Here is an 11,962-nt window from a genome sequence, read left to right as displayed (position 1 = left end):
TCTATCCATGATTCTTTTATTCAGAATACCCGGAAAGTGACAGAAGAGGGATAATGAGAAAATACGGAATCACGAGATTTTCAACCCTGTTAAGCGTTCCTTGCTATATGTCCTAATAGAGTTGGCGACTGCTATAGATGAAAACTACATTGATGCTTACTATGAGCGAAGTATAGCCCGCTTTGCCCGCCAGAAATATGAGGATGCGATTAAAGATTGCGATCGCGTGATTAAGCGCGATCCTAACTATGCCCAAGCATACGAAAATAAAGGTAACGCTTTCTTGGCTTTGAAAAAGAAAGTAGAAGCAAAGCAGGCTTTTGAGCAAGCGGCTAAAATCTATTTTCAAAAACAGGAGAACACCAGCTTGCAACGAGTGCAGCAAATCATTGCTGGGATTGCCGTCGCAAAATAGAAATATGAATTAGGGGATTACGCAAAGCAAGGGACGCGACTAGCACGTATAGCCGTTACTAGGTAAATTAGGATATGAACTTATGAAAAAATACCCACATTACCAGACTTTTAAGCCTGTTAAAAGTTAAGAGTTCTTTGCTACATGTCCTAATAGAGTTGGCGACAGCTATAGATAGAGATTTTTTAATCAATGCAAGTTAGCATCCCAAATTGCAATGTAAATTTGGTCTTCTGAATTGCGTTCTATCGACCCTTTTAGTCCACCAACATTAAAAGAGTATTGATTCGTTTTCCGATTGTATACTTGTTGCAATCCTTGCTTAATATTACCAGAAGCACTACCCCCTAGCATTCCCTGTAGTGTGTTCTGCATCACCTCCGGTGCAACAGATTGGGCAAATGAGACTTCTGTTTGGCGTAGCGTTTTTGTTTGACGATCAAACAAATAACCAAGATCAAAGCGGTTTGGATCACGCTGGTAAAGGTAAGCACGAGTTCTCCCAAACGCACCTCTTGAAACCTTAGTTGGCTTTCCTAAAGCTGCTGTAACTGTATCTTCTGAAGAACCAACAGGAAATGCAGGAACATCACTACTACTGGTTTTTGGAATTGCAAGACTTTGTTTTTCCGGCTGTGGAGGTGGAGTGGAAGCCTCTGGAGTTGAGATCACATTAGGAGAAGTAGCTGGTTGTTCCGTTTTTTGTGGTGTAGATTGTTGTTGTGATTTTTGTGGTGTAGCTGGTTGTTCCGCTTTTTGTGGTGTAGATTGTTGTTGTGGTTTTTGCTGTTTAGCTGGTTGTTCCGCTTTTTGCGGTGTAAATTGTTGTTGTGGGATAGATTCTTGCGGTATGCTTTGTTGTGGTGGAGTAGAAGTAATTGGAGTTTGCAATTCTTCAGGGACTTGTTGTTCTGGTACAGGCTCAATTGTTGATAACTGTGATTTCGAGTCAGGAACAACTGAGGGTGAAGCAGATATATAAGCTTCTGGTTGTTGTTGCGATCGGCTGGGTGCAATCACAACTTGTTCTGGTGTAGTAACTCTCCTATGTCTACGTATCCTAGCTTGAGAAGTAGGAGTTGGGGACGGTGTCGCAGGGGTTGGATTTGTTTCGTTAGCTGCTGGAACCTCTGTAGAGGTGGGCGATGTTGCAACGGGAACTTCAGACGATTGACGATTTATATTGCCAATAGCTACTCCACCAATCAAACTACCTACAACCAAACTGCCTACAATCCAAGCAGGTTTTTGCCAGTTTGCTGGAGTGGAAGAAGTTGGAATCACAGCAGGTTTGCGAGTGGACGGTATTGCTGGTTGAGTATACTGTGATGAGTATGATCCACCAGAATTTGTAGTCCGTAGGGGTACTGTCGGTTGAGAGGCTGCTGTTGGTTCCACCGTAGGCACAGAAGTTGCAGATCTCAAAGCGTAAAGCATTTTGCTGGCAGTAGTGTAGCGATCGCCTGCAAGTGGCTTAATTGCCTGATTGAGTATCATCACCAAGTTTTGGGATACTTGAGGAGCTAGGTGGTGCCATGTTACTTGATCAGTTTGAGGATCTGTTTGTAGTTCACTTGGGTATTTACCAGTGAGCAAGTAAATTGCCGTCATACCTAAACTATAAATATCACTGGCGTAAACTGGGCGTCCAACAGCTTGCTCATTCGGCATATAGCCTGGTGTACCAATAATCAGTGATTGTACGGGATATCCTCCAGGACTCACCACTGAACGTATTGTTTCTTTGACAGCACCAAAATCAATTAAGACAGGTTTGCCATCCGAGGAGCGGATAATGATGTTGTCCGGTTTAATATCCCGATGAATAATCCCTTTACTGTGAACATAATCCAATACGGACAGCAAACTCAATAAGATTTGCCTAACAGTCGTTTCGCCCAGTGCCCCTTGTGACTTAACTACGTGTGCTAGAGTTTCACCTTGAATCCATTCTTGAACAAGGTAAAATTGCCCTGTTTCAGAAAAGTAGGCAAATAGTTTGGGAATTTGGTCACTACCTTCGCCCAGATACTCCAGGGTTGCAGCTTCTCGTTCAAATCGGTTTTGGATAACTTGATAAGTTTGCGGGTTGTTGATTACGGGTTTGAGTTGCTTAATGACACAGCGACGGCGAGAAGGCATATGAGTATCTTCCGCCAAAAAAGTTTCACCAAACCCACCGGCACCGAGTACCTGGAGAACTTGATAGCGATTGTTCAGCAGCTTAGTTGTCATGCTCCATTATCTCAGATCTCATTCGGATAGAATATAACGCAGCCCAACAGGACAGTGTACAGTTGCCTGAGGTCTTACGAGATAAAGGCAAGGATAATGGTTTACTAAATCCCTGGCAGGGACTTAAATCAACCAAGAAACTCTTACCTAAAATACTTCCCCTTTACAAATGTATACCAAATCCTAGACGATTACAGGAAGCGCATGTGTTCCACTTTGAGAACTGTGTTTTTGGGCAAAGCGACTTGGCATCAGTTTATTGTTCAAACCGCTGTATTTGTTTTCTCGTGTTGCCATATGGTTAATTTTGGACGATTTTTAAGCGATCAGCAACTTATGAAAAGATGATTGAGAAAAGCGACGAATTTACCTATTTTCGTTAAATTCGTCGGAGAAAGTTTGCCCCGACAGATTTAATTCACACGATGATCAATTTGTACAGCGCGTAAGTCTTATAATAGTGACTGTATGAATGTGCTGGGGAATCTGGTGTCCAGTTGGAGCAATTGATGCCATCAGTAGAGGATATTGAGAAGATCAAGACTAAGCTTGGGGTGACAAAGCTGACAGTTGTGGTTGACTTTGATCAGCTTAAAATTCAAATCCGTAAGGGTGGTAAAGTGACTTTTATCGATGCCTTGGAAAGTGCGATTCGCAGCTTTATTGAGGATGGAAATGACACTCAAAGTCCAGTTGGCGTTATTGAACTTGAACCGGAGACATTCGATTTACCTTCAGATGCCGATCGCGCCAAAGTCAGCGAAGCTATTCGTGGCTATATGAATCTACCCTCTGCCGAGATCACGTTGCTGCATAAAGACAGCGATTTTAAATATCCTCCTCAGCAGGGAGAAAGCATTGAGGAGAATTGGATCTTTTTGTTATCGCTGTCGGATCTCTGCTATAACTGGTTCTGGGCGATTGTTGACCGAAAGGGGATTAACAAGACCTATAATTATGGCTTTGGTTAAAAGCGCAGACTTCTTGCAAGTGCTGTGGCAGGTAAGTTATTGTGCATTAAAAATGCACAACAGTAGCGAACATTGTTTCTGGGCATCACGCACTTAGCCAATGTTTATCATGTTGTGGCAAACGATCACGAAACTGTCATATCTCAATTGGGTCACAATATTTTAGCCCACATTCCGCACCTGGTACTGTCACAATCGGTTATTTCGCAATTTTGAGAAAAATTTAGTTTTTTTTGATACTTTTTGTACTGAAATTTGTCTTCCTGTTCCCAGTTAAGCGTTAAGCGTTCCCTAAAAATCCATAATGTGACACTTGAGGGTGCGGAATGTAGGTTTTAGGCAATGGACTGTTATATAAATTTTTGCAAATTGCGACGCTATCGATTTTACTCTTAGCAGCCATAGGACTTACGCATGAAAACGAGAAATCAAGGGTTTAGGCAAGGGGTATAGGGGGGCAAGGGTGTAGGTGTTCAAACCCGTGATCCCCCAACAACACGCTTGTGCTAACTCCTGCACAGACGCTCTTGCAACAAGTCGGGAAACTCGCTTCTGAGCACTGGCTCCCCTTACCCCCTTACACCCTCCCATAACTCAGCATCTCGTTGCGTAAGTCCTGAGCCAATACGAGTTATGCAGACTTTCCCCGGCTTGCCTCTCTCTTAGCACGCGATGGATTTTTACCCCGGCAATTAGGTTGGGCGATCGCTTAGTCTTCTCCAATGGCATTATTTTGCTGGTGATGTTATTTCTAGCCATTAATCGTCAGTATAAATATGTTGCCAAACGCCTCAGTCTTGAGAATTTTGCACCTAGAAGTTCTCTTAGCAAACCGAAAACAGACATAATCAATCAACCAGCACTGGTGGTGGTTGGTCAACTCAATCAAGTCACAGTTTTCGCTCTCGATTATGTCCGTAGTATTACGGAACTTGTGATAGGTCATCTCTGGTATGATTGCCCAATTTTGAACTTTCAGAGTATTCCTTGAAATTTTTCAAGTGGCATTGCTGTCTCCGCGTCGATCCAGATATGTCATTTTCAAGTTGACAGACTACTAGGGCGTACTCGCTACGGCGCAGGTGTGGTCGAGCAACTCTTCCCCGCTTCCCCTGTCGCCATGCAGCAAGTTGGCTGTATCGGCTAAAAGGATAAACCCCTCGTTGCCATTCTCAAACTTTACCCCCACTATGACAAGCGTCATAGCGCTCATGTTGTTTTGCGCTTCATGCTCCTGCAAGAGAAGGAGAAACGGATTGACGTTTCTCAGATCCGTGGAGTAGATGCGTCGCGCCCGGTAGTTATGCCCGTTCAGCTTGACCGACAGCGCTGCCCAGTCCGTGCCGATGGTGCTTGAATGCAAAAGCAGCGCCGAGCGAGTTTTGGGCGAGATGCAGTCGATATGGATATGCAGCTGGTTCTGGCTGCGCCCGTAAGCCGAATTCACTGCCAGGGCTATCTCGTCGCGCCGCAGCTTGCGCCGCAGACGCTGTGATATAAGATCGCGTGCTTCCCAGGCATATCTCCAGTATTCGGGCACGTTTTTCAATAGTAGAGCCGGGCTCTCGATACCGGAAATGGCTGCGGTTGGGAGCAACAAATATTGCGCCACGCCTACCTTGTCTTTGAGAAGCGCGTAGCCGTTCTTGAGATCGACGCGGACACAAGGTGCGGGATTGCCGCTATGCTCCTGTTGGGGAACACAACGATCATGTACGATATGCCACAACGCATCGCTTTTAAGCCCTATCCCCGTGGAACTCGCACAGTCCGCAAGTAACCCCATAGATAGCGCTAGCGCGAGATTTCCTATCCAATGCTTAACCATTTTTGTTCTCTATTTTGGCTTATTCCCGATACCATTTTCGCTCTTGACCGCTTTTGTGCTTCGGTGGTTTAGCTTCTTCGCGCCCTCGCCCCGCACCATAGCTGTACTCAGCTTGGTGTCGGGATATAAGGCGGGGAATGACGAAAGCAACCGCAATCAAAGAAAATATAGAGTAAAAAAGAATACATTATTCTGAGAGTAGAAACGTCTTATGGCTGGTTTGGATCGGTGAGGGCAAGCCTGAATTATCTCCAATTTGGCGTCAGTATCTACTGCCTTTACCTTAATGATGTTTTCTCACTGGAGTTTAAATGCAGGTATTTTTAAAGCAGCAAGAAAGACTTGTTGGAGGAATTGGATCGAGAGGATGTTGAAGTACGATACCAGGCAGTCATCAGGGCGTTGTCATCACAAAATATAGATTCAACTCTCGATGTTTGAGTGTCAATTAAAGTAGTATTTAATACGATATATAGCAATCCTCAATCATTTATAAACAATCCCTGTTCCCTGTTAAGAGCCCTCATGAGACAATTTACAATCTCATTTAGGACTGCTATATTATCAATACCTTCGCCAATTTAGGAGCCTTGGGAATAGAGTTTAGCGAAGGTATTGCCTATAGGTTGGAATTTATTTTGGCACTCGTAGTTATGCTCTTATGGCTTCAGTCGTCTTGTAAGCTTTTGACTTAACCAAATCCTCCGCCTCCTGGCGTTTCAATCACAAAGACATCGCCTGGATGCATTTGAACCTCAGCTTTGCTAGGAAGGGGTTCGATTGTCCCATCACGGTGTTCTAGCCAATTGCGCCCGATCGCGCCAGGTTCGCCACCTTTTAACCCAAACGGTGGCTTTTCGCGATGACCTGATAAAATTGCAGCAGTCATCGCTTCACGGAATTTAATCCGACGAATGACTCCGTTTCCACCCCTGTGTTTTCCCTTTCCGCCACTATTAGGACGGATAACAAACTCTTCCACTAAAATCGGGAATCGCCACTCTAGCACCTCCGGATCGGTGAGGCGTGAGTTAGTCATGTGCGTCTGAACAGCATCAGTTCCGTTAAAGGTTGCCCCAGCACCAGAACCACCACAAATAGTTTCATAATACTGGTGTCGCTCATTGCCAAAGGTGAAATTGTTCATGGTGCCACAAGATGCTGCCATCATACCAAGCGCACCATACAGGGCATTTGCGATCGCTTGGGACGTTTCAACGTTACCTGCGACGACTGCGGCTGGATATTGCGGATTCAACAGACAGCCCTCTGGAATAATAATCTCTAAAGGTTTGAGGCATCCTGCATTCAGGGGAATGTCATCATCAACAAGTGTACGAAAAACATAAAGGACAACCGCTTTGCAAATAGCTATTGGGGCATTCAAATTTGTAGATTGCTGCCCAGAGGTGCCAGTAAAATCAATACGAGCAGTGCGTTCGCCTCGCTCAATCGTAATCTTGACTTTGATCTCACTTCCATCATCCATAGAATAAGTAAAGCTGCCATCTTTAAGCACATCAATCACGCGCCGCACTGATTCTTCAGCATTATCTTGGACATGCTGCATGTATGTTTGCACAGTTGCCAGTTCGTAATGCTCGATCATGCGGGAAAGTTCCTGCACGCCTCGCTCATTAGCGGCGATCTGTGCTTGGAGATCAGCTAAATTTTGAGCGGAATTGCGAACCGGACAGTTACCTGCGTTCAACAATTCTAGTAATTCTGCTTCTCGAAAACGTCCTTGCTCTACAAGCAAAACGTTATCAAGCAAGATGCCTTCTTGATTTATAGTGGTGCTGTGTGGTGGCATCGAACCCGGTGTAATTCCGCCGATGTCGGCATGGTGACCACGTGAGGCGACGTAGAACAAAGGAATTGCAGCCTGGGAGACAAAAACTGGAGTAATAACTGTGACATCTGGAAGATGCGTACCCCCGTTGTAGGGATTATTAGAAACATAGGCATCACCAGGTTTAATTGTATTGCCTTTGGCTTGGATTAAACTAGCCACGCTTTCGCTCATCGAACCAAGATGAACCGGGATATGCGGCGCATTGGCGACGAGTTGTCCGTGTTGATCAAAAATGGCGCACGAGAAATCGAGCCGTTCTTTAATGTTAACGGAGTAACTTGTGTTTTGCAGCGTGATGCCCATTTCCTCTGCGATCGCCCGCACTAAATTGTTGAAAATTTCTAACAGAACGGGGTCGGGGGTAGAAAAAGACTCTGAATGTAACTTACTTGAATTTTGTGCTAAGGTGAAGGATGGATTAGTAGTTTGATCCTTGATATTACCTTCATCCCTGCTCAAAATTAGGTGATTGCGTGCAGTTAATTCTGCACACCAACCAGGCTCAATCACGTTTGTTCCAGTGGGTTCGACGATCAAAGCGGCTCCTGTGATGCGATCGCCAGGTCTTAAATCCTCACGCTGATAAACGAGCGTGTCGTGCCAGTTACCTTTGGTGTAAATTTGTACTGTTGCGATTGCTTCAAGCGGTGTGCTTCTGCTAGATGTAAGCATCGGTTCTTCAAGGTCGATGGTCTGTCCAACCACTTCCACAGAAACCGCTTCCACCATCAGTACTTTATCAGGCATCGTGAAGCCGTAACGCTGGTAATAGGCTTGCAAAAACTGATCGCGCATGGAAACCACATTCCCAAAATCTACAACCAAAGCAGAATCCGTTCCTGCATAGCGTAGATGTACTTTAAGTAGAACGTGGATTTGAGACTCAGCGATCCCCTGTTGAATAATTTCAGTGCGACCTTGAGCACTGAGAGTGGCGAGCGTTTGTTTTAGCACAGGTAGTTCGGACTCGGTTAATTGAACTTCCACTGCCTTTTGTTTGAGAGTTCGCACATCCGCCAACCCAATGCCATAGGCAGATAACACCCCTGCATAGGGATGAATGAAAATTCGGGTCATGCCTAGCGCTTCTGCAATCAAACAAGCATGTTGTCCGCCAGCACCGCCGAAACAGCACAAGGTATATTCTGTGACATTATAGCCGCGTTGAATCGAGATTTTCTTAATTGCGTTCGCCATTTTGTTAATCGCGATCGCTAAAAATCCTTCTGCTACTTGTTCTGGCTTTTGTTGAAAACCAGTTTTTTCACTAATTTCTGCTGCCAATTCGGTAAACTTTTGCCGCACAATCTCAGTGTCTAGGGGCAAGTTACCTTCATTGCCAAATACAGACGGGAAGAAAGCGGCTTGAAGTTTGCCGATCATCACATTGCAATCAGTGACAGTTAACGAACCGCCTTGACGGTAACAAGCAGGACCAGGATATGCACCAGCCGATTCAGGACCTACTCGATAGCGAGATCCATCGAAGGAAAGAATCGACCCACCACCCGCCGCCACAGTATGAATCGACATCATTGGGGCACGCAGCCGCACTCCAGCAACTTCGCTTTCAAATGTGCGCTCGTATTCACCGTTGTAGTGAGAAACATCGGTGGATGTCCCGCCCATATCAAATCCGATGATTCGGTCAAAACCTGCCATTGCGCTCGTTTTCACAGCTCCAACGATTCCGCCAGCCGGACCTGATAGAATGCTGTCTTTTCCTTGAAATCGGTTAGCATCAATTAAACCGCCGTTGGATTGCATGAACATGAGTTGGGGCATCGCATCATTCAAGAGCGGACCTTGGAGTTCTGTGGCAACCTGATTTACATAGCGCCGCAAGATTGGAGATAGATAGGCATCAACCACAGTAGTATCGCCCCGGCTGACCAGCTTCATCAGTGGGCTGACTTCATGAGACACTGAGATTTGGGTAAAACCAATGTCACGGGCGATTGCGGCAACTTGTTGTTCGTGGTTGGGGTAACGGTAGCCGTGTAGAAACGCGATCGCACAAGCTCGAATGCCAGCGTTATATGCTGATTGTAGCGATTGCATGAGTTGAGGATTAATTTGAACGCTCAAAAGTTCTTCACCTTGAGCGCTATAACGTTCCTCAACTTCAATCACCCGTTCATAAAGTATTTCGGGCAAAACAATGTGACGCGCAAAGATGTTCGGACGATTTTGATAACCAATGCGTAACGCATCACGGAAGCCCTTTGTGATCAGTAAAAGAGTGCGATCGCCCTTACGCTCTAATAGTGCATTCGTCGCTACCGTAGTTCCCATTTTGACAACAGCAATTTGATCGGTTGGAATTGGCGCATCAGATGGAATTCCTAAGATATCTCGAATACCCTGAATTGCAGCATCTGTGTAACGTTGTGGATTTTCAGACAAAAGTTTGTGAACGATGACTCTACGATCTGGGCTTTGTGCCACTATATCGGTAAACGTACCGCCTCGATCAATCCAAAACTGCCAGCGTTCAGTAATAGGGTTATTCATGGAAAGATTATTCTGCATTGTCATTTCCTCTATTCGTTAAATACAGCCTACTAATAGAACTGAAAAAATCTCTACTTCAGATGTAGAAATAAGTCCTACATCTGTCGCTTTTACGGATTCATGTCAAAATTTGATCGGATTTTTAGAAGTGGTAGGAGATTTGAGATAGTTGCGTTGATTTCTCTGAATCGCCAATACCTTTCTCGGTTAATCGGATGCTGAAATAATTTAAGCGATTCAAATGCTAGCATTTTGCTAGCATAAAGGTAACGATCCGCTAGTAAACTAGCACTCTTCTAAGGAGACAGTATGGCAACAATTACGATTCGCAATATATCTGATGAATTAGTCGCTCGGATTAAACGCTTGGCAGGACAAAAGGGGATTTCGATGGAGCAAGAAGTCCGCGATTTATTGCAAAAACGCTATGGGCAACGTAATGAAGTGCTTGCTCGTATTCGTCAACGCGCGGAAGCGTTACCGATGGAACAAGAAAGTCGGGTGCAGTCTTGGAAATCAGAAGGACGACCTTGATGGTGATTGATACAATGGTTTTTGCCTATGCGCTCTTACACGTAGAGGACAAGTATGAGCAGGCGATCGCTGCTTTAGAAAGTGTAGATCGGATTGTGGTGCCTGATTCGTTGTTTGCCGAGCTGGGTAATGTCATTTGGCAATGGATACAATTTCGGGAACTACCGTTGCAAATAGGTTTAGATGCGCTGCAAGATGCTGAGGCATTGGTTGATATCATGATTTCTAGTTCTCAAATTCGGGATATTGCTCTAAAATTGGCAGTCGAGGCAAGTCATTCGTTCTACGATACGTTATTCGTGGCAGCAGCAATTCAATCTAATACTCAGGTGCTGACTTATGATCGGAAACTAGCGGCTAAGTTTGGTGAGCACGTTGAATTGCTGGAATAGGAATAAATATGTGCAAACCATCAAGTTATTCCTACATTGATCGTAAATGCGACCATTTCCATTTTTGTTGTTGAGGATTCCATTTCACAGTAACAATTTCTGATGGTGGTTCAATGCGATTGCCATTTTCATCAAATTTGATAGTTCCTGTTACTCCCTGCTCTGCGCTTTGCTGCCTTTTATAATATTGATCCATCTGTTCAATAAGAGAGTGGCTATTTAGTAACGGTTGATGGGCTTGATTGCGTGTGCGTTCTAAAACTCTTAGAATAATAAACACTGCATCAAACGCGGTTGCACTGCGCCATGTTAAATTTTCTTCTCTCCAAAGTTGAGCGCCAACGCGACAAAATTGCTGAGATATGATATTGGTACTATTACAGCCATTTTTATGACTGTTCCAATGCCAGGGAATACAGGCGATAATTTGATCTCGATTTGAATTGATTGAATTATCCTGATGGTGTTCATGCATCCAATGCAAAACATTCATTCGAGCAAGTAATTATTGATATAAATTAAAACTTCTGGATTACCCGTTTTATACTCTGACTGTTCTGTTTTCCAAGCTTTCAGAAAGCAATGTAATGATTGATAGTAAAGTCCTTGTTGAAAAAGTCCCGACCCCTGAGTCTGCGCCTGATATCGTGTTCGGTTAAAGACTTATCATTAAGACCGCAGAGGTGCAGAGGTGCAGAGGGGCAGAGGGGAAGGGTTTTTAAGCTTAATGCATAGATTCGGGAATTATAACTAATTAGCCGAACTTGATATGAGCGATCGCGCCCTTAGAAGGGTCAAGAAAAATTTGCCTTCCAAAGCTCCCTTGAAAGTTATCGCTGTTTAATTGAGGAGCAGGATTTAACTTATAACTATTCTTTGGATTCAGTAATAAATTTAGAATTAAGACCCAGTTACCAGCGATCGCTTCTTGCTCAACTTGCATTAACTCTGCTATTTGAGAATAGATATAGCGAGACAATCGATCTCTAACGCTTTCAGCAGATAAACAAAGTTGAAGAGCAATGTATTTTCGAGAGTGTCCTAGTAAAGATTGACAAATAATCTCTTTATCGCACTCGCTAAGTTGTCCTCTACCTAAATCTGCTAGCTTTCTGAAAAAAAGCTCAATGTCAATTCCTAACTGTTCGATCACCTGTTGGCAATGTTTGCACATGTTAAGCCTCCAGCTTATCGCATGTTCATATTTTTTTTAGCAAC

General features: G+C 44.3%; 10 protein-coding genes. 5 read left to right on the top strand and 5 right to left on the bottom strand.

Translation table 11 applies throughout. The features are described from left to right. The first annotated feature begins 121 nt into the window (after positions 1–121). Positions 122–415: a tetratricopeptide repeat protein gene (locus AC5JM2_RS12660; protein ID WP_495835225.1), complete on the top strand. Its 294-nt coding sequence runs from the start codon at positions 122–124 to the stop codon at positions 413–415. Between the two features lie 189 nt (positions 416–604). Here AC5JM2_RS12660 and AC5JM2_RS12655 read toward each other — a convergent pair whose 3' ends face one another. Further along, on the bottom strand, positions 605–2,650 hold the full coding sequence (locus tag AC5JM2_RS12655) for a protein kinase domain-containing protein (RefSeq protein WP_495835224.1): 2,046 nt from the start codon (positions 2,648–2,650) through the stop codon (positions 605–607). A 509-nt stretch (positions 2,651–3,159) separates the two neighbouring features. Between AC5JM2_RS12655 and AC5JM2_RS12650 the strand changes: the two genes are divergently transcribed. Together AC5JM2_RS12650 and AC5JM2_RS12645 are read left to right on the top strand one after the other, a co-directional pair. Next, positions 3,160–3,621: a hypothetical protein gene (locus tag AC5JM2_RS12650; RefSeq protein WP_495835223.1), complete on the top strand. Its 462-nt coding sequence runs from the start codon at positions 3,160–3,162 to the stop codon at positions 3,619–3,621. Positions 3,622–4,318: 697 nt separating this feature from the next. After that, positions 4,319–4,612: a hypothetical protein gene (locus AC5JM2_RS12645; RefSeq protein ID WP_495835222.1), complete on the top strand. Its 294-nt coding sequence runs from the start codon at positions 4,319–4,321 to the stop codon at positions 4,610–4,612. Between the two features lie 66 nt (positions 4,613–4,678). Here AC5JM2_RS12645 and AC5JM2_RS12640 read toward each other — a convergent pair whose 3' ends face one another. Continuing rightward, the gene (locus AC5JM2_RS12640; protein WP_495835221.1) at positions 4,679–5,449 is read right to left on the bottom strand and encodes a CDP-diacylglycerol diphosphatase; all 771 of its coding nucleotides are present in this window, start codon (positions 5,447–5,449) and stop codon (positions 4,679–4,681) included. 691 nt (positions 5,450–6,140) lie between these two features. After that, positions 6,141–9,836 carry a hydantoinase B/oxoprolinase family protein gene (locus AC5JM2_RS12635; RefSeq protein ID WP_495835220.1) on the bottom strand — a complete coding sequence of 1,232 codons (3,696 nt, stop codon included), beginning with the start codon at positions 9,834–9,836 and terminating at the stop codon, positions 6,141–6,143. 291 nt (positions 9,837–10,127) lie between these two features. On the opposite strand from AC5JM2_RS12635, the gene AC5JM2_RS12630 reads away from it, so the two are divergent. Beyond that, on the top strand, positions 10,128–10,352 hold the full coding sequence (locus AC5JM2_RS12630; RefSeq protein WP_495835219.1) for a FitA-like ribbon-helix-helix domain-containing protein: 225 nt from the start codon (positions 10,128–10,130) through the stop codon (positions 10,350–10,352). Beyond that, a complete protein-coding gene (locus tag AC5JM2_RS12625; RefSeq protein WP_495835218.1) occupies positions 10,352–10,744 on the top strand; it encodes a type II toxin-antitoxin system VapC family toxin in 393 nt (130 codons plus the stop codon). The genes AC5JM2_RS12630 and AC5JM2_RS12625 overlap by 1 nt, the downstream gene beginning before the upstream one ends. Before the next feature lie 31 nt (positions 10,745–10,775). Here AC5JM2_RS12625 and AC5JM2_RS12620 read toward each other — a convergent pair whose 3' ends face one another. Continuing rightward, positions 10,776–11,237, bottom strand: coding sequence for a hypothetical protein (locus tag AC5JM2_RS12620; protein WP_495835217.1), 462 nt, complete (start codon positions 11,235–11,237; stop codon positions 10,776–10,778). Between the two features lie 261 nt (positions 11,238–11,498). Beyond that, positions 11,499–11,918: a hypothetical protein gene (locus tag AC5JM2_RS12615; RefSeq protein ID WP_495835216.1), complete on the bottom strand. Its 420-nt coding sequence runs from the start codon at positions 11,916–11,918 to the stop codon at positions 11,499–11,501. Between the last annotated feature and the right edge of the window lie 44 nt (positions 11,919–11,962).

This window comes from Brasilonema angustatum (assembly GCF_059505445.1).
This window is presented reverse-complemented; position numbering and strand designations above follow the sequence as displayed.